The sequence below is a fragment of the Gilliamella apicola genome, assembly GCF_003202915.1.
Classification (GTDB): domain Bacteria; phylum Pseudomonadota; class Gammaproteobacteria; order Enterobacterales; family Orbaceae; genus Gilliamella; species Gilliamella apicola_Q.
Genome location: NZ_QGLP01000007.1, coordinates 1 through 22,464, shown reverse-complemented (window position 1 = coordinate 22,464; position 22,464 = coordinate 1). Strand labels below are relative to the sequence as shown.

The 22,464-nt window shown below is 36.0% G+C and carries 21 protein-coding genes; 17 read left to right on the top strand and 4 right to left on the bottom strand.

What is annotated here, in order from left to right:
• Window positions 1–16 precede the first annotated feature (16 nt).
• The 16 genes from DKK79_RS11970 (at window position 17) to DKK79_RS11895 (ending at window position 18,007) form a co-directional block, all read left to right on the top strand.
• The gene (locus DKK79_RS11970) at window positions 17–1,171 is read left to right on the top strand and encodes an amidohydrolase/deacetylase family metallohydrolase (RefSeq protein WP_110424295.1); all 1,155 of its coding nucleotides are present in this window, start codon (window positions 17–19) and stop codon (window positions 1,169–1,171) included.
• Window positions 1,149–2,288, top strand: coding sequence for a DgaE family pyridoxal phosphate-dependent ammonia lyase (locus tag DKK79_RS11965; protein WP_110424294.1), 1,140 nt, complete (start codon window positions 1,149–1,151; stop codon window positions 2,286–2,288). Before DKK79_RS11970 ends, DKK79_RS11965 begins: the two co-directional genes overlap by 23 nt.
• Window positions 2,288–3,028: a 2-dehydro-3-deoxy-phosphogluconate aldolase gene (dagF, locus tag DKK79_RS11960; protein ID WP_110424293.1), complete on the top strand. Its 741-nt coding sequence runs from the start codon at window positions 2,288–2,290 to the stop codon at window positions 3,026–3,028. Before DKK79_RS11965 ends, dagF begins: the two co-directional genes overlap by 1 nt.
• Window positions 3,029–3,031: 3 nt before the next feature.
• Window positions 3,032–4,951, top strand: coding sequence for a BglG family transcription antiterminator (locus tag DKK79_RS11955; RefSeq protein WP_110424292.1), 1,920 nt, complete (start codon window positions 3,032–3,034; stop codon window positions 4,949–4,951).
• 297 nt (window positions 4,952–5,248) lie between these two features.
• Window positions 5,249–5,758, top strand: coding sequence for a 23S rRNA accumulation protein YceD (yceD, locus tag DKK79_RS11950; protein ID WP_110424291.1), 510 nt, complete (start codon window positions 5,249–5,251; stop codon window positions 5,756–5,758).
• A gap of 4 nt (window positions 5,759–5,762) precedes the next feature.
• On the top strand, window positions 5,763–5,930 hold the full coding sequence (rpmF, locus tag DKK79_RS11945) for a 50S ribosomal protein L32 (RefSeq protein WP_025316508.1): 168 nt from the start codon (window positions 5,763–5,765) through the stop codon (window positions 5,928–5,930).
• A gap of 33 nt (window positions 5,931–5,963) precedes the next feature.
• The gene (gene plsX / locus DKK79_RS11940; protein ID WP_110424290.1) at window positions 5,964–7,010 is read left to right on the top strand and encodes a phosphate acyltransferase PlsX; all 1,047 of its coding nucleotides are present in this window, start codon (window positions 5,964–5,966) and stop codon (window positions 7,008–7,010) included.
• A 4-nt stretch (window positions 7,011–7,014) separates the two neighbouring features.
• Window positions 7,015–7,968 (top strand): beta-ketoacyl-ACP synthase III, encoded by a 954-nt coding sequence (locus DKK79_RS11935; RefSeq protein WP_110424289.1) that lies wholly within the window; start codon window positions 7,015–7,017, stop codon window positions 7,966–7,968.
• Window positions 7,969–8,004: 36 nt separating this feature from the next.
• Window positions 8,005–8,940 carry an ACP S-malonyltransferase gene (gene fabD, locus DKK79_RS11930; protein WP_110424288.1) on the top strand — a complete coding sequence of 312 codons (936 nt, stop codon included), beginning with the start codon at window positions 8,005–8,007 and terminating at the stop codon, window positions 8,938–8,940.
• Between the two features lie 18 nt (window positions 8,941–8,958).
• On the top strand, window positions 8,959–9,693 hold the full coding sequence (gene fabG / locus DKK79_RS11925; RefSeq protein WP_110424287.1) for a 3-oxoacyl-ACP reductase FabG: 735 nt from the start codon (window positions 8,959–8,961) through the stop codon (window positions 9,691–9,693).
• A gap of 149 nt (window positions 9,694–9,842) precedes the next feature.
• Window positions 9,843–10,076: an acyl carrier protein gene (gene acpP, locus DKK79_RS11920; RefSeq protein WP_025316503.1), complete on the top strand. Its 234-nt coding sequence runs from the start codon at window positions 9,843–9,845 to the stop codon at window positions 10,074–10,076.
• A gap of 159 nt (window positions 10,077–10,235) precedes the next feature.
• Window positions 10,236–11,480: a beta-ketoacyl-ACP synthase II gene (fabF, locus tag DKK79_RS11915; RefSeq protein WP_110424286.1), complete on the top strand. Its 1,245-nt coding sequence runs from the start codon at window positions 10,236–10,238 to the stop codon at window positions 11,478–11,480.
• Between the two features lie 232 nt (window positions 11,481–11,712).
• Window positions 11,713–12,804 (top strand): glycerol dehydrogenase, encoded by a 1,092-nt coding sequence (locus DKK79_RS11910; RefSeq protein ID WP_110424285.1) that lies wholly within the window; start codon window positions 11,713–11,715, stop codon window positions 12,802–12,804.
• Window positions 12,805–12,971: 167 nt separating this feature from the next.
• The gene (gene dnaE, locus DKK79_RS11905; RefSeq protein ID WP_110424284.1) at window positions 12,972–16,451 is read left to right on the top strand and encodes a DNA polymerase III subunit alpha; all 3,480 of its coding nucleotides are present in this window, start codon (window positions 12,972–12,974) and stop codon (window positions 16,449–16,451) included.
• Window positions 16,452–16,664: 213 nt separating this feature from the next.
• Window positions 16,665–17,624 (top strand): acetyl-CoA carboxylase carboxyl transferase subunit alpha, encoded by a 960-nt coding sequence (gene accA / locus DKK79_RS11900; RefSeq protein ID WP_220019267.1) that lies wholly within the window; start codon window positions 16,665–16,667, stop codon window positions 17,622–17,624.
• 14 nt (window positions 17,625–17,638) lie between these two features.
• Window positions 17,639–18,007 (top strand): diacylglycerol kinase, encoded by a 369-nt coding sequence (locus tag DKK79_RS11895; RefSeq protein ID WP_110424282.1) that lies wholly within the window; start codon window positions 17,639–17,641, stop codon window positions 18,005–18,007.
• Window positions 18,008–18,086: 79 nt separating this feature from the next.
• Here DKK79_RS11895 and DKK79_RS11890 read toward each other — a convergent pair whose 3' ends face one another.
• From DKK79_RS11890 to metK, 4 genes are all read right to left on the bottom strand, one after another.
• Entirely contained in the window at window positions 18,087–18,929 is an 843-nt protein-coding gene (locus DKK79_RS11890; protein WP_110424281.1) for a 23S rRNA (adenine(2030)-N(6))-methyltransferase RlmJ, read from the bottom strand.
• A complete protein-coding gene (locus tag DKK79_RS11885) occupies window positions 18,923–19,297 on the bottom strand; it encodes a hypothetical protein (protein WP_110424280.1) in 375 nt (124 codons plus the stop codon). Before DKK79_RS11885 ends, DKK79_RS11890 begins: the two co-directional genes overlap by 7 nt.
• A gap of 257 nt (window positions 19,298–19,554) precedes the next feature.
• Window positions 19,555–20,058, bottom strand: coding sequence for a SprT family zinc-dependent metalloprotease (locus DKK79_RS11880; RefSeq protein WP_110424279.1), 504 nt, complete (start codon window positions 20,056–20,058; stop codon window positions 19,555–19,557).
• Window positions 20,042–21,193, bottom strand: coding sequence for a methionine adenosyltransferase (gene metK / locus DKK79_RS11875; RefSeq protein WP_110424278.1), 1,152 nt, complete (start codon window positions 21,191–21,193; stop codon window positions 20,042–20,044). The genes DKK79_RS11880 and metK overlap by 17 nt, the downstream gene beginning before the upstream one ends.
• A gap of 209 nt (window positions 21,194–21,402) precedes the next feature.
• Here metK and murI point away from each other — a divergent pair, with 209 nt between their 5' ends.
• Window positions 21,403–22,230 carry a glutamate racemase gene (gene murI, locus DKK79_RS11870; protein ID WP_110424277.1) on the top strand — a complete coding sequence of 276 codons (828 nt, stop codon included), beginning with the start codon at window positions 21,403–21,405 and terminating at the stop codon, window positions 22,228–22,230.
• The last annotated feature ends 234 nt before the right edge of the window (window positions 22,231–22,464 follow it).

The following is a 22,464-nucleotide window of genomic DNA, read 5'->3' as shown; positions in this document are numbered from 1 at the left end:
GGGGTTGGGTTAAATTATGTATGATTTAATTATAAAAAATGCCAAACTTATTGACAATTCAGTAACTGATATTGCCATTAAACATGGCAAAATTGTTGAAATTGACAAAAATATAATCGCAACTTCAAATCGAGTGTTAGATCTACAAAATCAACACTATATAAGTGCCGGATGGATAGATTCTCATACCCATTGCTTTGCACATTCACCAATTTACTATGATGAACCCGATCTCATTGGTGTTGAGTCTGGCGTGACGGCAGTGGTTGATGCTGGTAGTGTTGGTGCACTTGATATTGACGAGTTTTATGATTTAGCGATGCAGGCTAAAACTCATGTTTACTCCTTCCTAAATATCTCAAAAATAGGCTTAGTAAGGCAAAGTGAGCTTGCTGATATGCAAGATGTGGATGTGCCGTTATTTGATCAAACTTTAGCTAAATATCCCAATTTTATTATTGGTATAAAAGTTAGGATGAGTCGTAGCGTTGTTGGTGAAAATGGTATTTTACCGTTAATCAAAGCGAAAGAGATGCAAAAAAAGACTGGTTTGCCACTAATGATTCATGTAGGAAACAATCCTCCTGAACTTGATGAAATTGCAGATTTATTAACTAAAGGCGATATTATTACTCATTGTTTTAATGGTAAGCCCAACCAAATATTTGATAATCAAAATAATCTGCGTGATTCAATTAAACGTGCTATTGAACGTGGGGTGATTTTAGATATTGGTCATGGTGGTGAAAGTTTCAGTTTTGCAGTAGCTGAGCGAGCAAAATGTTTAGATGTTTATCCAAACACAATCAGCTCTGATATCTATTCTAAAAATCGCTTACAAGGTCCTGTGTTTAGTTTAGCTAATGTAATGAATAAATTTATCTCTCTAGGCTATAGTAAAACCAGAATTATTGATAGTGTTACTAAAAACGCGGCACAAATTTTGCATTTAAATAATAAAGGGGAAATAGCCATTGGCTATGATGCCGATTTGACTATTTTTGATATAAAACAACAAACCGTCTCTTTAACTGATTCAGAAGGTGAAAAAAGGGAATGTCATGAACAGTTTGTTCCTTTAGCTGCTATCGTAAAAAATACAACAAAAAATGTTACAATCATTGAAATAAAACAAGAAGGTAGTAAAAATGAGCTCAGAATCTCAAACTGAAAAAGAAATATACAGTAAATACCACTTGAAAAAAGTGATTAATGCTTCGGGGCGAATGACTATTTTAGGTGTTTCAACACCAAGAGTTGAAGTGGTTGATACTGTATCCCATGGATTAAATGAATATTTTGAAATAAAAGATTTAGTCGATAAAACTGGACAATATATTGCTAAATTACTCAATGTCGAAAATGCTGTAGTTGTATCTTGTGCCTCTGCTGGCATTGCGCAAGCTGTCGCAGGTTTAATCGTTAAAGATGATCGCGATTTATTATTTAATTTACATAGCTCTGATAAATGGGTAGCTAGGGAAATTATTGTACCAAAAGGACATAACGTAAATTTTGGCGCTCCTATTGGTACGATGGTCTCTTTAGGTGGTGGAATTGTGGTTGAAGCGGGTTATGCAAATGAGTGTAAACCAGAGCATATTGAATCATTAATTAATTCTGATACCGCGGCTATTTTATATGTCAAATCACATCACTGTGTGCAAAAAAGTATGCTATCAGTTGCGCAAGCTGTAACGGTGGCCAAAAAATATAATATTCCATTAATTGTTGATGCCGCAGCAGAAGAGGATTTACAAACCTATTATCAACAAGGTGCTGATTTAGTTATTTATAGTGGTGCAAAGGCAATTGAAGGGCCAACTAGTGGCTTAGTTATTGGCCGTCATCAAGCCATTGAATGGCTTAAACTTCAATCTCAAGGTATTGGTCGACCAATGAAGGTAGGTAAAGAGGGTATTTTAGGCTTAACCAAGGCTATTGAGTTATATATTAACGATCCTAAACAAGAAACTGGACAAGAAATGGTTGCCAAAATGACACCATTTATCGAAAAGTTAAATTCTATTAATGGTATATCGGCAAAAGTTGTCTGGGATGGTGCAGGCCGAGATATTGCTCGTACAGAAATATCCTTTGATACGAAGGTAATTGGTAAAACTGCTGTTGAAATGATAGATCTAATGAAGCAAGGCGAGATTGCAGTCTATTTTCGGGAATATAAAGCCAATGAAGGTAAAGTAGACGCAGATGTTCGTAGTGTAACGGCTGAACAGCTTGATATTGTCTATAACAAAATTATAAAAATTATCCAAGGAGTAAAATAATGCAATTGACACCAAATTATTTTAACGATCGTGTTTGTTTAAACGTATTAGCCAATTCAATTGATAACGCTAGTGCTATTTATGAAGCAGCGCAAACTTATGTTGTTGTGGGGGTATTATCTAAAAATTATCCAGATAATCAGCAAGCAATAGCAGATATGAAAAAATATGCGTTAGCGATTGATAATGCTATTTCTGTTGGTCTGGGTGCAGGTGATCCTAACCAATCTACTATGGTGTCAGAAATATCTGCAGTTCTCCAGCCTCAACATGTCAATCAAGTTTTCACAGGGGTGGCAACAAGTCGAGCTTTATTAGGACAAAAAGAAACGGTAATCAATGGTCTTGTATCACCAACTGGTAAAGTAGGTTTAGTTAATATTGCCACAGGACCACTAAGCTCAAAATCACCCGCTGCAATCGTGCCGGTCGAAACCGCAATTGCTTTATTAAAAGACATGGGGGGGAGCTCTATAAAATATTTCCCTATGGGCGGGTTAAAACATATTGATGAATATGAATATGTGGCTAAATGTTGTGCTGAACATGATTTCTATCTAGAACCTACTGGTGGTATAGATTTAGATAATTATGAAGCCATTTTAAAAATTGCTTTAAATGCTGGTGTGAAAAAAGTTATTCCACATATTTATACCTCAATTATCGATAAAGTTACAGGTGCGACAAGAACGGAAGATGTTAAACAACTATTAACGATTACGCAAAAGTTAGCAGGATGAGTAATGGCATCTAAATTGCTATTTCCCTATCAACGACTAGCGTATATTTTTGATACGATAAAAAACGAATTGCTACCTCAAAAAGAGTTAGCAAATCGTTTTTCAGTATCAATAAGAACTATTCGTTCAGATATTGTTGCTCTTAACGATATATTACACACTTATGGTGCTAAAGTTGATTATGTTAAGAACGTTGGTTATCATCTTGTCATATCCGATTCTAATTTGTATGCAACCATACCGATTGTTCAGCAAATAGAACGGGTTCCTCGGACTAATAAAGAACGCGTTTCCGCCTTATTGATTGCATTTTTAACCCAATCAAAATCAGTAAAGTTGGATGATATTGCTGGTGAATGGTTTTTAAGCCGCAATACATTACAAAATGATGTTATTGAAGTTAAGCAATATCTAGATAAATACCATTTATCGTTGGAAAATCGTCCTTATTCTGGTATACGATTAGTTGGTGAGGAATCGGCTATTCGAGCGTGTTTAACTGATATTTTATGGCAACATCATATAACAGGAGACACTATTAATTTCACTCGGCTAATTCAGGCGATATTATCTGATATTGATTTAGATTATCTGGAAAGTGTACTACAAAATCAGTTTGAACGTTTTGAATTAAAATTAACTTCGGAAGGTCAAGGGTATCTGCTCTATTGTTGTGCCGTTTCAATCACCAGAATTACACAAGGGCATGAATTAGTAGAATATCAAGTCGATAATATTGATTCGACAGTTATTGGCGCTGCGCGTGAGGTTTCTGAAGGTTTCTCCTATTTTTTAGGTAACACTCTTTCAGAACCCGAATTTAACTATTTATGTGTGCAGATTATGTCGCGCACTATTATGGAATCGCCTAACCAAGCCAAAAGTTTAGAGCTATTTGAACATATCTTGTCTTATATTAATGATTCTTATCACTATAATTTAAAACAGGATATGAAGTTACGCCAAGATATGCTAATTCATATTTCATCAATGCTATCTCGCATAAAATACCAAATTCGTACTTTCAATCCAATATTACATGAAATTAAACAATATTATCCTTTTGCTTATGATATTACTTTATCGGCATTAGCGAATATTCATAAATTTACGGATGTTGAAATGACTGAAGATGAAATTAGTTATTTAGCAATTCATATTGGTGTGGCATTGGAGCGTAATTATAGTGCTGGATATGAAAGATTAGTGCAAATTTTACTGGTTAGTGAATTAGGTAACGCAACTATGCGCATGATTGAATCAAAAATTAACCGCGATTTTCCGCATATTTTAATCAACCGTACACTATCTTATCGAGAGTATGAACAGTTAACCAATATTGAGGAAGACTTTGTGGTATCAACCGTTCGCTTAACCGAAAAAGATAAACAAATAGTGAAAATTGCACCGTTTCCAACGCCTTATCAACTTGAACAATTAGGACGTTTATCTATGGTTGATCGCACTATGCCATATATTATTGAGCGTTTTTTTAATGAAAAGTTTTTCCTAATTATTGATAAACCGATGACACAAAGTGAACTGTTTCAGATGGTTTGTCAGCGGCTTGAGGAGTCCGGATATGTGGGACAGGACTTTTATCCATCTGTAGTAGAGCGAGAAAGTATTGTATCAACCTTAATCGGAGAAAATATTGCCATTCCACATTCAGTTGGGTTGTTGGCCAAAAAGACAGTAGTTACCACTATTTTGGCTCCTCAAGGCATTGAATGGAATAAAAATGAAATTGCGCATGTTATTTTCTTATTAGCAATTAGCAAAGATGAATATGAAGATGCGATGCGAATTTATAACTTAGTCGTCAATTTTGTTAAAGAGAGATCAACTAAGCGGTTATTAAACAGTCGTAACTTTGATGATTTTCAAGCTATAGTGAAAGATAGTTTTGGGCGATTATCATAATTAATTCGTTTTAATTTAAAATTGAAAATGGAATTTTATCAAGTGAATAAAAATTGTTAGGTAATGGTTAAATAAATAACGATTTTTGACGCAAAAAAAACTTCCTTCAATATTTTTTTTGCTAATTATGAAGTAAAATAAAACTTATAAATATTAAGAAAATAATCAAAAATTAAAACAAATTATCTTGTGCTTGCCCATTGACGAAACAGTGATTTAAGGGTAAGATGCGCGCCTTATGGCTTTGTGTGGTTTTTAGCTACACTTAATAATTTTTAAGGTTGGGGTGCATATCTTATGCAAAATAAATTACCATTAACAATTGACCCAATCAAAGCAGCACAAAAACGACTTGATTATATTGGATATTATCCAGCTCAAAGTGCAACGAGGATTGAAAGTCCAAAAAGTGATATCGAATGTCATTTGTCTTTTGATTTTGATGAGCAAAGACTTTGCGTTATCACCATTGATGCAAAAATGACGCTAGAACAAATTTGTCAGCGTTGTTTTAAACCTTTTATCACTGAAGTTCATGTGATGAATAAATTTAGTCCTGTTAAGAGCGATGCTCAAGCAGAGACATTACCGGAACATTATGAGCCCGTTTTAGTTAACGAGTTTGGTGAAGTAGATATATTAGCGTTAATTGAGGACGAAATTATTCTCTCTTTACCAATTGTCCCGGTGCATGATAGTAAACACTGCGAAGTGTCAGAGGCAGATATGGTATTTGGTGAAATTCCAGCGGAGAATGAAAAACCAAATCCATTTGCAATTTTAGTTAGTTTAAAGAATAAGGGGTAAATCCATGGCTGTTCAACAGAATCGTAAAACTCGTGCAAAACGTGGTATGCGTCGTTCTCATGATGCATTAACTGTTGCTAATATCTCAGTTGATGAATCAGGAAAAACACATTTACGTCATCACGTAACCGCTGATGGTTATTATCGTGGTCGTAAAGTGATTTCTAAATAATTACTTAGTAATTAGAAATCTTCAGGTGACACTTTGGATAATCTAACCATTGCGTTAGATGCTATGAGCGGGGACTTCGGTCCTCGTATTGTTGTTCCTGCTGCAATTCAAGCATTACACCATTATCCAAACCTCTCTATCTTCCTTATCGGTGATTTAAAGGAAGTCAACGCCTTTTTGTCTAAAGAAAATGCAAAGCTGGTTAGCCAATATCAAGAATGTGGTCGTTTGATGATAACTGAATCTACTTCGATTATTACTAATGATATGAAGCCATCATATGCAATTAGACATAGTCAGGGCTCCTCAATGAGAATTGCATTGGAGTTAGTAAAAAGCAATAAAGCTCAGGCTTGTGTCAGTGCTGGTAATACCGGTGCACTGATGGGGCTATCAAAGTTATTATTGCATTCATTAACTGGCATCGATCGACCGGCGTTAGTTGCAACTATTCCTGCTTTGAATAATCAAAATACAGTTGTGCTCGATTTAGGGGCTAATGCAGAATGCGATAGTGATATGTTAGTGCAATTTGCCATAATGGGCGAAATTTTAGCAAAGTCAGTGCTGCATATTGAAAATCCGCGGGTTGCCTTACTTAATATTGGTGAAGAAGATATTAAGGGATTAGATAAAATTCGTGCTGCGGCGTCTATTTTGAAAGCCAATGATCAAATCAATTATATCGGTTATTTAGAAGGTAACGAGTTGTTAACTGGTAAAACCGATGTGCTTGTTTGTGATGGTTTTGTGGGTAATGTGACGTTAAAAACCGTAGAAGGATTGATCAAAATTTTTATGTCATCATTCAAAATGCTGTTAGGGCATAATTCATTAATTATGAAATTGTTGAGTAAATGGCTGCAACGAAAAATAGTAAAAAATTTTGGTTATTTAGACCCAGGACGATATAATGGCGCCTGTTTACTTGGACTTCAAAGTATTGTGATTAAAAGTCACGGTAGTGCCAATCAAAAATCTTTTTTTGCAGCCATTGAACAAGCTATTTTAGCTATCGAAACCAATATACCTGAGAAGATTGCCAACAGTCTTTCTTCCGCACTACCTAAGAGCGAATAATTAGATGTATACAAAGATATTAGGAACAGGAAGTTACCTTCCAAAACAAATAAGAACCAATGCCGATCTTGAAAAGATGGTGGATACTAGTGACGAGTGGATAACAACTCGTACTGGTATTAAAGAGAGACGTATTGCCGCACCCGATGAAACCGTTACGAGTATGGCTTATGAAGCAGCGATTAACGCGATTGAAATGGCTGATATTGATAAACAAGAAATTGGTTTAATTATTGTTGCAACAGCCACCTCGGTTAATGCTTTTCCTAGTTCTGCTACTGAATTACAAGCTAAATTGGAACTGGGTGATGTAATTGCATTTGATGTATCGGCAGCTTGTTCAGGATTTATCTATGCGCTAGATATTGCGGATAAATATGTAAAAAGCGGTGCAATTAAATATGCTTTAGTTGTTGGCTCAGATATGTTAACTCGCGGTGTTAATCCAAATGATCGCGGTACAATTATTATTTTTGGTGATGGTGCGGGCGCGGTTGTGGTCGGTGCTTCTCAAGAACCTGGAATTATTGCTTCTCATCTTCATGCGGATGGTCGTTATGGTGAACTATTAAAATATCCCTATGTCGATCGTCGTTCATTGAATGATCCTGTCTATATGACAATGCAAGGTAATGAAGTATTCAAAATTGCGGTCAAAGAACTTTCAAATTTAGTCGATGAACTTTTGAACGAAAATGCATTTAAGAAATCAGATTTAGATTGGTTAGTTCCTCATCAGGCTAATTTACGTATTATTTCAGCAACGGCTAAACGCCTTGATATGGATATGAGTAAGGTTATTGTGACGCTTGATAAACAAGGCAATACTTCTGCCGCGTCCGTGCCTTGTGCTTTAGATACTGGGGTACGAGATGGCCGTATTAAGCGAGGGCAATTAATTTTATTAGAAGCTTTCGGTGGTGGTTTTGTTTGGGGTTCGGCACTCGTTAAATTTTAATTTATAACTTATTTTAGGTAATCAAGGATTTCAAAAATGACCAAATTTGCAATGGTATTTCCAGGACAAGGCTCACAAGCTGTAGGTATGTTAAAAGATCTTGCGGAAAACTATCCAGTTGTTAAGTCAACTTTTGATGAAGCGTCACAAGTGTTAGGTTATGATTTATGGGCTTTAGTGCAAGAGGGGCCAGCTGAAGAACTCAATAAAACGTGGCAAACTCAACCGGCATTACTTGCTTCATCGGTAGCTATTTACCGTGTTTGGCAAAGTATAAATGGTGCTCAACCTGAATTTATGTCTGGTCACAGTTTAGGAGAATACTCCGCATTGGTATGTGCCGGCGTAATTGATTTTAAAGATTCTATTAAATTAGTTGAATTACGTGGAAAACTAATGCAAGAAGCGGTACCAAGTGGTACTGGCGCGATGTTTGCTATTATTGGTTTAGATAACGATTCAATTCAAAAAGCATGTGAACAAGCGGCTCAAGGTCAAGTTGTTGCACCAGTTAATTTCAATTCACCAGGCCAAGTTGTTATAGCCGGTAATAAAGAAGCGGTTGAACGCGCAGGGGCGCTTTGTAAAGAGGCTGGTGCTAAACGTGCATTACCGCTTGCAGTTAGTGTACCTTCTCATTGTGCCTTAATGAAACCTGCTGCTGATAAATTAGCGATAACTTTAAATGATATTACATTCAATACTCCTAAGTTTGCGGTAATTAATAATGTCGATGTTAAAGTTGAAACATCAGCAGAAAAAATTAAAGCCGCATTAATAGCTCAGCTATATAGTCCTGTTCGTTGGACTGAAAGCGTTGAAGAAATGGCAAAACAAGGAGTAACACTGTTAGTGGAAATGGGACCAGGTAAAGTATTAACTGGTTTAACTAAACGAATTGTTGATTCATTATCAGCTTGCGCTGTTAATGATAAAGCGTCATTAGATGTTGCGATAGAAAATACTAAATAAATGATAAAAGGGGTAGTTATGAACCTATCAGGAAAAATTGCTTTAGTCACAGGTGCCAGCCGTGGAATTGGTAAAGCAATTGCAGAAAAATTAGTTGCTTGTGGTGCTACCGTAATTGGAACTGCAACAACAGAAAAAGGTGCCCAAGCCATAAGTGATTATTTAGGCTCTAACGGTAAAGGTTTAGCGCTAAATGTGACCGACGAAGCATCGATTGAATCAACCATTAATGCCATTAAAACGGAATTTGGCGATATCGATATTCTAGTTAATAATGCCGGTATTACCCGTGATAATTTATTAATGCGAATGAAAGAAGATGAATGGCAAGATATTTTAGATACTAATTTAACATCGGTATTTCGTTTATCAAAAGCATTAATGCGTACTATGATGAAAAAACGTTATGGTAGAATCATTACTATAGGATCTGTTGTTGGGACTATGGGCAATGCAGGCCAAGCTAACTATGCGGCGGCAAAAGCTGGATTAATTGGATTTAGTAAATCACTAGCACGTGAAGTTGCATCTAGAGGTATTACGGTAAATGTAGTCGCCCCAGGATTCATTGCAACTGATATGACAGAAGCATTAACTGATGAACAAAAAGCGTTAACATTAGCGCAAGTACCAGCAGGGCGTTTAGGTGAACCAGCTGAAATTGCTAATGCAGTTGCGTTCTTGGCTTCTGATGAGGCATCTTACATCACTGGTGAAACTTTGCATGTCAATGGTGGCATGTATATGGTGTAATTCATCAGAATAGTGTAAAATGAACCAATAATTTACTTTTTGAACAAAAATTAAGCAATTGGGTTGAAAAATGATTGGCATCTTTTTCAACATTTTATAAACTTACATTCACCGCCACTTTCGGCGATATTTATAGGAAAAAAAAGAGTATGAGCACTATTGAAGAGCGAGTTAAGAAAATTATTGTTGAGCAACTTGGTGTGAAAGAGGACGAAGTTAAAAATGAATCTTCTTTCGTTGAAGATCTTGGCGCTGACTCTCTTGATACAGTTGAATTAGTTATGGCTTTAGAAGAAGAATTTGATACTGAAATTCCTGATGAAGAAGCTGAAAAAATTACAACTGTACAATCAGCAATCGATTACATTACTGCAAATCAATAAGGTTGGCAGAGTTTTCATAATAGGCGGTCAAATGATCGCCTAGTTTGTATTTATGTCGCTATTTTCCAAAAAAAGAATTTGGCATAAGTTAGTTCTGAAAACTGATAATAAAAATTTCAATGATTCAAATTTCATTTCAATCCTTTTCTGGAGGACAATGTGTCTAAACGCAGAGTTGTTGTTACTGGAATGGGCATGATATCTCCAGTAGGTAATACAGTTGATTCTACTTGGCAAGCTTTATTAGCAGGTCAAAGTGGAGTAGAACTTATAGAACACTTTGATACAGCCCCTTTTGCAACGCGCTTCGCAGCGATGGTTAAAGACTTTAATGGCGAAGATTATAATATTTCACGTAAAGATGCACGTAAAATGGATTATTTTATCCAATATGGTATTGCTGCAGGTATGCAGGCAATGCAAGACGCGGGCATTGAAATTACAGAAGAAAATGCTGAGCGCATCGGTTGTGCTATCGGTTCAGGTATTGGTGGACTAGGATTAATTGAAGAAAATCATAGTGCATTAGTTAATGGTGGTCCACGCAAAATTAGTCCATTTTTTGTGCCTTCAACTATAGTTAATATGATTGCAGGTCATTTATCCATTATTTATGGATTAAAAGGTCCAAGTATTACTATTGCTACTGCTTGCTCTTCTGGTGTACATAATATTGGCCATGCAGCTCGTATGATTGCTTATGGTGATGCTGATGCGATGTTAGCTGGAGGCGGTGAAAAAGCGAGTACTCCTCTTGGTATAGGCGGTTTTGGTGCCGCTAGAGCATTATCAACGAATAATGATAATCCAAAAGCTGCAAGTCGCCCATGGGATAAAGACCGTGATGGTTTTGTACTGGGTGATGGGGCAGGTATTATGTTCCTAGAAGAATATGAACATGCTAAAAAGCGTGGTGCTAAAATTTATGCTGAAGTAGTTGGCTTTGGTATGAGTGGTGATGCTTATCATATGACTTCACCTCCAGCTGATGGTAGTGGAGCAGCATTAGCCATGAAATGTGCAATTCGTGATGCAGGTATAACACCTGAACAAATTGGTTATATTAATGCTCATGGTACATCAACTCCGGCTGGTGACAAAGCTGAAACTCAGGCAGTTAAAAGTATTTTCCAAGAAAACGCTAATAAAGTAATGGTAAGTTCAACTAAATCAATGATTGGGCATTTATTAGGTGCAGCAGGTGCCGTTGAATCTATCTTTACAGTGCTTGCCTTACGAGATCAGGCTGTTCCACCAACAATTAATCTTGATAACCCTGATGAGGGTTGTGATCTGGATTATGTTCCCCATACAGCTCGTCAAGTGAAAAACTTAGAATATGCTCTTTGTAATTCATTTGGTTTCGGTGGTACCAACGGTTCAGTTTTATTCAAGAAGATCTAATCTCCTTTCTTCCCATCACGGTTTAGTGATGGGAATCATCTGTTTTAATCTTTTGACAATACTTTTCATAATAAAAAATGTGGCATATACCTCATTTTTAAAAATATTTAGTAGCTTATTCATAATAAAAGCGTATGTTTGAACATAGCCACATGGATAAAAAATATTTTTCTGAATAATGGTAATAAGATTTATCTATGCAAGATTTTTTTAATTTTTAGGAGTTGTTATTATGATTACTACTGCACTTTTCCCTAATCGTTACATTCAAGGTTTTAATGCCATTGAAAATAGTTTAGGCGAAGAATTAGCGAGGCTAGGTAAAAAAGCGTTATTGTTGGAAAGTCCATCTGCCCACAAAAATTTATCTAAAACTATCGAAAAATCACTATCCGGTAAGATTGAAAGTGTTGTTGATATTTTTAACCGAGAGTGTAGTGACGAAGAGATTACAAGAATTATTGAGTTAGCTAAAGCTCAAAATATTGATGTGATTGTTGGTATAGGTGGAGGTAAGGTTATTGATACAGCAAAAGCGGTAGCCGCGACTATTCATTATCCATGTGTTGTTGTGCCAACACTAGCTTCAACCGATGCGCCTTGTAGTGCTTTATCAGTAATTTATACCTCAACAGGTGAATTTAAACGCTATTTTGTGTTACCAAGAAATCCTGATGTCGTTTTAGTTGATTCAAAAGTTATTGCTAATGCGCCTGCAAGATTTTTAGTTGCAGGTATGGGTGATGCTTTAGCAACTTGGTTTGAAGCCGAAGATTGTCGACAATCAAAAGCCGGAAATATGACCGGACGACCAGGTCCAATCACCGCCTTTGCCCTAGCAAAATTTTGTTTTGAAATATTGTTAAAATATGGTGTTCAGGCTAAAAATGCTTGTGAACAAAAAGTAGTAACCTCTGCACTGGAACATGTGATTGAAGCCAATACACTACTTTCTGGATTAGGATTTGAAAGTGGTGGGCTTTCAGCTGCTCATGCCATTCATAATGGATTTACCGCATTAGAAGCAACGCATCAGTATTGGCATGGTGAAAAAGTGGCGTTTGGTACCCTAGCTATGTTAATGTTAATTGATAGTGAGCCACAGATGATAGAGACAGTTTATCATTTTTGTCAGTCCGTAGGGTTGCCAACTACGCTAGCAGAAATTGGCTTAGCTAATGTTAGCGATGATGATTTAATGCAAGTGGCAACTTTAGCTTGTGCGCAAGGTGAATCAATTCATAATTCTCCAGCTGAAATTTCTCCAGAAACAGTATTCGCAGCAATAAAAGCAGCTAATGCTGAAGGTTTACGCCGCAAATAATTTTTAGCATTGATCCAGATAAATTTGCTTAACTTCCGTTATTTTTTTAACGGAAGTTTTACTAATTGCTTGATTGGCTGATTTTGCGATAAATAAAGACAATAAGAATATTCATCTAGTTTATGCTATAATTGTAGCTAATTTTTTGTGTAATCATTTTGGTAAATATGACCGAACCTAAGTTTATTCATCTTCATTTGCATAGCGATTTTTCAATGGTTGACGGCATCGCTAAAGTCGGTGCCTTAGTCAATGAAATAAGCAAATTGCAAATGCCTGCTTTTGCGATTACTGATTTTACCAATCTTTGCGGACTCGTTAAGTTCTATGGTTCTGCCATGGGAAAAGGCATAAAACCCATTATTGGTGCTGACTTAGCAGTTAAAAGTCCACAATTAAATGATGATATTTATCGATTAACGATATTAGCAGCTAATAATACTGGCTATCAAAATCTTACAATGCTAATTTCAAAAGCTTATCAGCGAGGTTATATCGGTGATATGCCAGTTGTTGATCAAGAATGGTTAACTCATCATCGAGATGGATTAATCATATTAGCTGGTCGGGAAAGTGATATTGGTATTGGTGTTATTCGTGATAATCAAGCGATTATTGATGAGGCGGTCAATTATTATTTAGATCATTTCAGCCAACATTTCTATTTTGAATTAGTTCGTACCAATCGCGCTAATGAAGAGTTATTTATTCATAGTGCTATTAAATTAGCTGAACAATATTCTTTACCCGTTGTGGCAACTAATGATGTTCGTTTCTTGACTCCTTCTGATTTTGAAGCGCATGAAATTCGCGTCGCGATTCATGATGGTAATACACTTGACGATCCAAATAGACCGAAAAATTACTCATCTGAGCAATATTTGCGTTCAGAACAAGAGATGTGTAAATTGTTTTCCGACATTCCTGAAGCATTGGAAAATAGTGTTGAAATAGCTAAACGATGTAATGTAACTATTCGTCTCGGTGAATATTTTTTACCGCAATTTCCTACCGGTGATATGTCGACCGAAGATTTTTTGGTACACAAATCGCGTCAAGGTCTAGAAGAACGATTAGCTTTTCTTTTTCCTGATCCAGAAGTGCGAAAGCAGCGACGTCCTGAATATGATGAACGATTGGAAACCGAATTAAACGTAATTAATCAAATGGGGTTCCCTGGTTACTTTCTGATCGTCATGGAGTTTATTCAATGGTCAAAAGATAATGATATTCCTGTTGGACCAGGACGCGGATCAGGAGCGGGTTCTTTAGTTGCTTATGCTTTAAAGATCACTGATTTAGACCCATTAGCATTTGATCTACTTTTCGAACGTTTTTTGAATCCTGAACGGGTTTCAATGCCGGATTTTGATGTCGACTTTTGTATGGAAAAGCGTGATATGGTTATTGATCACGTTGCTGATATGTATGGTCGTGATGCGGTATCGCAAATTATTACTTTTGGTACAATGGCGGCTAAAGCTGTTATTCGTGATGTAGGGCGAGTTTTAGGTCATCCTTATGGATTTGTCGATCGAATATCAAAATTAATTCCACCTGATCCGGGGATGACATTAGCTAAGGCATTTGAGATTGAACCGCAACTTCAAGAACTTTATGATAACAACGAAGAAATTAAATCGCTTATTGATATCGCCAGACAGTTGGAAGGGGTAACTCGAAATGCCGGTAAACATGCTGGTGGCGTAGTAATATCTCCGACGAAGATCACTGATTTTTCACCTATTTATTGCGATGCTGAAGGTCATCATCCGGTAACGCAATTTGATAAGAATGATGTTGAATATGCTGGACTGGTTAAATTTGACTTCTTAGGGTTACGTACCTTAACCATTATTGATTGGGCGATTAAAATGATTAATGAGCGCCGGTTGAAAGATGGTAAATCACCAGTAGATATTACTCGCATTCCTCTTGATGATGAAGAATCATTCCAACTATTATTAAAAGCCGAAACAACAGCGGTCTTCCAATTGGAATCGCGTGGCATGAAAGACTTGATTAGACGCTTAAAACCTGACTGTTTTGAAGATATGATCGCGTTAGTGGCGTTATTTAGACCGGGCCCGTTACAATCAGGTATGGTAGATAACTTTATTGACCGTAAACATGGACGGGAGGAAGTATCATATCCAGATATTAATCATCAACATGAATCCCTTAAACCGATTTTAGAACCAACCTATGGCATAATTTTATATCAAGAACAGGTTATGCAAATTGCCCAGACGTTATCTGGTTATACGCTAGGCGGTGCTGATTTGCTTCGCCGAGCGATGGGTAAGAAAAAACCGGAAGAGATGGCTAAACAGCGCTCGGTCTTCAAAGAAGGCGCGGAAAAACAGGGTGTTGATGGTGAACTATCCATGCACATCTTCGATCTGGTTGAAAAGTTTGCTGGCTATGGTTTTAATAAATCTCACTCGGCTGCTTATGCACTGGTTTCATATCAAACATTATGGTTAAAAACCCATTATCCCGCCGAATTTATGGCAGCAGTGATGACTGCTGATATGGATAATACCGATAAAATTGTTGGGCTTGTTGATGAATGTTTAAGGATGGGATTGCAAGTAAATCCGCCTGATATTAACAGTGGCCTTTACCATTTCCATGTGAATGATAAAGGGGAAATTGTTTATGGTATTGGTGCTATAAAAGGTGTTGGTGAGGGGCCGATTGAAGCAATTGTAGAGGCGCGTAATAGCGGCGGATATTTTAAAAATATCTTTGAGCTTTGTGCTCGAACTGATATGAAAAAAATTAACCGACGTGTCCTAGAGAAATTAACTATGGCAGGGGCTTTTGATAAATTGGGCCCACATAGAGCAGCTATTTTACATAGTATTAATGATGCGATGCAGGCAGCAGATCAATATGCTAAAGCGCAAAACATTGGGCAAGAAGATATGTTTGGTGTATTAGCCGAAGAGCCCGAACAAGTTGAAAATGCGTATGCTGCTGTTCCTGAATTACCCGAACAAGTTTTACTTGATGGTGAACGTGAAGCCTTAGGTTTATATTTAACTGGTCATCCAGTTACCCAATATTTAAAAGAACTTAATCGATATTCTGGTGGTGTGCGAATAAGTGAAGCAGCCCCGACTGGATGGGGAAAAACAGCAACTTTTGCTGGTATTGTAGCTGATACAAGAGTTCGAATTACTAAAAAGGGTAATAAAATTGGTTTACTTACTTTAGATGATAGATCTGGACGTATCGATGGTTTGCTTTTTTCTGATGCGTTAGAGAAGTTTGGTCATTTATTGGTAAAAGATAAAATTTTAATTGTTTCAGGTCAAGTAAGTCATGACGATTTTAATGGTGGATTTAAGTTGTCCGTTCGTGATATCGTCGACTTAAAAGATGCTAGAGCTAAATATGTTAAGGGATTAGCTATTACCTTAACGGATGTTGAAGTTAATCGAGCTAATTTACAACGATTACAACAAATTATAGAACCCTATCGACATGGTAGTGTACCGATTAATCTCTATTATCATCGAGAAGATTCTGTGGTACGCCTGCAATTTGGCACAACTTGGCGAATTGTACCGGAAGATGCACTAATAATAGAGTTGAAAACCTTATTAGGCAATGATCGTGTGGATTTTGAGTTTGATTAATTAAAACGGATTTTTTTATGGTTACAGTTAATCGGTCTTAAACTAACTGTACTATTGGGAATGTTGTTGTTCATTAATAATAAATATTGGTGACTTCAATAACGATTACATAGTAAAATTGACTTAATACTATTTTAATAAATAGTCAGTATACTAAATTTAGTAATGTATTTTAGCAAAATACAAATAATACAAGAGGCAATCATAAGCGTTATGAATAATTTTTTGGAATTTGAAAAGCCGATAGCGGAATTAGAAGCAAAAATTAATTCCTTAAAGAATATTGATTCGCAACAAGTTGAATTAGATATCAATTTAGATAAAGAAATTAAACAATTGAATCAAAAAAGTCGTGAATTGACTAAAAAAATATTTTCAAATTTATCGCCTTGGGATGTTGCTCAATTAGCTAGACACCCAAATCGACCTTATACATTAGACTATATTAATGAAATTTTTACCGATTTTGACGAGTTGGCAGGTGATCGTGCTTACGCAGATGATAAAGCCATTGTTGGTGGGATAGCGCGCATTGATGAACGCCCTGTTATGGTTATTGGTCATCAAAAAGGTCGTGAGACTAAACAAAAAATTTATCGAAATTTCGGGATGCCCGCACCTGAAGGTTATCGTAAAGCTCTAAGATTAATGCAAATGGCTGAGCGCTTTAAACTTCCAATCATCACATTTATTGATACACCAGGTGCTTATCCTGGTATTGGCGCAGAAGAAAGAGGCCAAGCTGAAGCGATTGCTCGTAATTTACGCGAAATGTCTCGTTTGAATGTTCCAACAATTTGCACCGTTATTGGTGAAGGTGGTTCTGGTGGTGCTCTGGCAATAGGGGTGGCGGATAAAGTTAATATGCTGCAATATAGCACTTATTCTGTTATTTCTCCTGAAGGTTGTGCATCTATTCTTTGGAAGAGTGCAGATAAAGCTCCAGTAGCGGCTGAAGCAATGAATATGACTGCAGATAAATTAATAAAGCTAAAACTCATTGATGCGGTTATACCCGAACCTCTAGGCGGTGCACATCGTGATTATACGGCGGTTGCTGCTTCACTTAAAAAGCAATTATTATCTGATCTTGACGAATTAGAAAGTTTAGAATTACCGGTACTACTTGAAAGACGCTTCCAGCGCCTTATGAATTATGGTTATGTACGCTAATATGGAATGAAAAAATGGATAAACCCAAGGGATTAAAACGCATAATTAATGCATTTAAATATTCATTAAAAGGATTTAAATCAGCAATAAAAAATGAAACAGCATTCCGTCAGGAATTGATTATGTTAGTAATTGCTTATGTTATAGTTATGCTGATCGATTTTTCAATCTATGAACGGATTTTATTGTTAGGTTCAATTGGTGTGGTAATGATTGTTGAGCTGATCAATAGTGCTATTGAATGTGTGGTGGATCGTATTGGGCCAGAAAGACATGAATTATCTGGACGAGCAAAAGATTATGGATCGGCAGCCGTTTGTCTTTCATTGCTTTTAACTGTGACGTTATGGATATATCTTTTTGCTTGTCACTTCTTTCCTTAATCTAGAATCTAGTTTTTTCTGAATTATCAATAAAAAATGCGAGAATTTCTCGCATTTTTTATTTTAAAAACAGTTTAAATCATTCAGACACTAACTCTTTGATAAGATAATTTCCGGTTTTTTCAGTATCAAGAATGTTTTTTAACCAAGGCATAATAGTTTGCATCTGTTCTTGTAACTTCCAAGGCGGATTGATCACAATCATCCCTGAAGCCGTCATACCTTTCTGGTTATTATCCGGTTTTACCGAAAATTCAAATTGTGAAATTCTTTTAATACCTGAATTTACAATTTGATCTATCATCTTTTGAGTTTGCGTTCGCGAAACAACTGGATACCAAATTAAATAAACTCCGGTAGCGAAACGTTTATATGCTTCAACTAACGCTTTCGGAATTTTGTGGTAATCATCTTTTATCTCATATGATGGATCTATCAAAATAATACCACGTCTAGACTCTGGCGGTAATTTTGATTTTAATTGAGCAAACCCATCTTCTCTTAATACCTTAGCTCGCTTATCCTTACTGAATTCCTGTCTCAATAAGGGATAATCTGTTGGGTGAAGCTCGGTAAGATTAAGTTTGTCCTGTTCTCTTAATAGTTGTTTAGCAATTAAAGGTGAGCCAAGATAATATTTCAAGTTATCAAAAGGATTATAACGCTTCAACACAGATAAATAAGTATTAAGTAATTCTGGCGTATCAGATTGTTGCCATATTAGATTGATTCCAGATAAAAACTCTCCCGTTTTTTCAGCATGCTCACTTTGTAGTAAATAACGTCCGGCACCAGAATGGGTATCTAAATATAAAAAAGGTTTTTCTTTTTCTTTCAATGCATTAATACATAATGTTAATACAATATGTTTTAATACATCTGCGTGATTTCCTGCGTGATAGCTATGGCGATAGCTTAACATGTTTTGTTTAACCTCTTTTGTTCATTTTTTTGCAGATAAAATGTCGTTAATGCAAGACTCAAAAGACAAGGAATCTCCATCAACTCTTCAATAAGATCTTTGCGCTCGGGATCCAAAACTAACCATTGGTAACCTAAACGACGGTGTTCAGCCGTATCGGCAATACCTAAAAACAGAAAGGCAAAAAACAGATGCCAGACAGGAATTGTTTCATATTTATATCGACGAGCTATTTCTCGACGAATGGTGGGTAAAAATATACTTAACATGGGTATTGCCATGATAATGCTAGCAATGATTTTGTAATAAAAACGCGGCACGTCAGGGAAAAAATCTCGCCCCCAACTGATTCCTCGACCAAAAAGCATAAACCACCAAAAAATTGTCCAAATCCAAAATTTGTAGAGATTTACATGATTTTTGACATTCTTCGCATAATAGTATGTGTAACAACACATAAATAATAAGAACAATGATTGTAAGTGTTCAACTAAGCTAACTGTTAATTTTCCATATAATGGAATGTAAAAGTTACCGAAGATATAGAGACAAAGGCTTAAAATTACAATGAAAATCGAGCTTTTGTAAAAATGAGTATCGAAATTAGGCATGATTTATTTCAAAATTAAATACAATTTTTAAGTTTGAGTATAGTACCGCATTTACGACATTGATAACTAGTTTTATTCTTTCTAATTTTGTTATGTCGTATTGTTGATAAATAATGTTCTTGGCAATTGCAAATATAAACATATTCGTTACGTTTAATCTGAAAATTATGAGTAACCTTCGGTTCTTTCTTCATTATTTCAGACATGACATATTGCCATTCTTTACCGTGTGGTTTAACTTTTCCAAAGTTTTGATAAGTAATGAGATGGGCCAATTCGTGGGGTACTACTTCAGCAATAAATTTTTCGCCATTTTCAAAAAGCATTATGCTATTGAGTTGAATTTCCCAACGAGTCAAAAATGCGCAGCCTGCAACACTACCTTTAGGTTTATAACTAACTTTAGGTTCTTTATAATGAGAATTTAATATATTGTTGGCTTGGGTTAAGTGAGTTCTTAAGCAAGCCAACACCTGATTATGGAGATAAATCGGTATTCGTTTATAATCCTGCTGCATCTCTAAGAATTGCTGCTTTATCCGTTTTTTCCCATGGGAATATATCTCGGCCAAAATGACCGTAGGTGGCCGTTTTTTGATAAATTGGTTGAATAAGATCAAGCATTTGAATTAATCCGTAAGGTCTTAAATCAAAAAATTCTTTGATTAGCGAGATGATTTTATCCTGAGCAATTTTTTCAGTGCCAAAAGTATTAACATAGATTGATGTAGGATTAGCAACACCAATCGCATAGGAAATTTGTAATTCACATTTATCAGCTAATCCGGCTGCAACAATATTTTTAGCAACATATCTTGCTGCGTAAGCCGCGGAACGGTCTACTTTTGAAGGATCTTTGCCAGAAAATGCGCCACCACCATGACGAGCTGCACCACCATAGGTATCAACAATAATTTTTCGCCCCGTTAAACCACAATCTCCCATAGGCCCGCCAATTACAAAACGCCCAGTAGGGTTTATAAAGTATTTGGTTCTTGACGTTAACCACTCTTTTGGTAAAGTTGGTTTAATGATCTCTTCCATGACAGCTTCATGTAAAGCTTTTTGTTCAATGCCTTCTGAATGTTGAGTGGATAAAACCACAGTATCAACACCTTGTATTTTTCCATTTTGGTAAATTAAAGTGACTTGGCTTTTCGCATCAGGTCTTAACCATGGAAGTGTACCATTTTTTCTCACTTCAGCTTGACGACGCATAAGATCATGAGCATAACTAATTGCCGCTGGCATTAAATTAGGCATTTCATTGGTTGCATAACCAAACATGATACCTTGGTCACCAGCCCCTTGTTCCAACGGATCTTGTCGATCGACACCTTGATTAATATCGGGTGATTGTTTACCAATTGCATTGAGAACTGCGCAAGAATTAGCATCAAAGCCCATTTCTGAGCTGGTATAACCAATGTCGTTAATGGTTTTTCTGGTTAATTCTTCAATATCAACCCATGCGGAAGTTGTAATTTCGCCACCAACTAATGCCATACCAGTTTTTACGTAAGTTTCACAAGCTACGCGAGCTTTAGGATCTTGTTCCAAGATAGCATCTAAAACTGCATCAGATATTTGATCGGCTATTTTATCGGGATGCCCCTCTGATACAGATTCTGAAGTAAATAAAAATTCTGACATGTTTTACCTTCTTTAACTTATATAGTTAGTGTAATGCTCTAAATATAATTATGTAAGATGCTTAAGTTTAGCAGTTTTACCATCTAGACGTCTATTTTAATGATTTATTCCATGAAAAGCCAGTAATACCTTAAACAAAATTGCTTGCATAAAATTTTAATCAATTTAGGATATGGCTCGTTTAATTTTTTAACCTTCGTTAACTACATATGAATATTGTAAAAAAATCTCCAACAGTATTAGTTTTTGATTCTGGTATCGGTGGATTATCTATCTATAATGAGATCCACAATAAAATACCTCATTTACATTATATCTATGCTTTTGATAATGAAATGTTTCCTTATGGCGATAAATCATCTGAGTTTCTAATAAAAAGAGTAAACCAGATAATTGATACAATCATCAAAACCTATTCAATTGATTTAGTCGTAATTGCATGTAATACCGCAAGTACTATTTGTTTACCTAGTTTACGTTCAAAGTTTTCTTTTCCTATTGTAGGAGTAGTGCCTGCAATTAAACCTGCAAGTAAAGTTACTAAAAATAAATGTATAGGGTTATTGGCAACAAAAGCAACTATACAAAGAGCATATACTAGTAATTTAATTCAGGAGTTTGCTCCAGATTGTGATGTTAAATTGCTTGGTTTATCTGAATTAGCCCATATAGCAGAAAATAAATTACAAGGTATTGCTGTTGATATGCAGCAACTTGAGACACTATTGCAGCCGTGGCTAGAGTTATCTGTCATTCCAGATACTATTGTTCTTGGTTGTACTCATTATCCATTTATTGAGGAGGAGCTTAAAATACTTTTTCCTCATACAACTTTTATAGATTCAGGAAACGCAATAGCTGCTCGAGTCACTTCATTACTTAATGAGCGATTTGATCTGAATAATCAAGAACAGTCGTCTTCAAAAGATAATATTGTCTTAAGTACACAATGCAATCAACATGTCGAAAAACTGATGAAAAAATTATCTGAATATAATCTTGATAAATATCATTGCATTAGCGTTTTAGGTGGTTAAAGCTTACCCGAACGATTAATTAATTGTAGTTTTTCACTTGCCAAAAAAAATGAAGCGCCTATAATGCGCATCCACTGACACGGCGTCAGCGATAAGCAGACAAAAGTAGTGTTAGTGAGCAAGGTCAAAAATTTTTAAAAAAGATCTTGACGAATGAAAAAGTGTAGCGTAGTATACGCAGCCCTTGAGACAGCAAACTAAAACAAGAAATTGTGAAGTTAATTAATAAGCTGT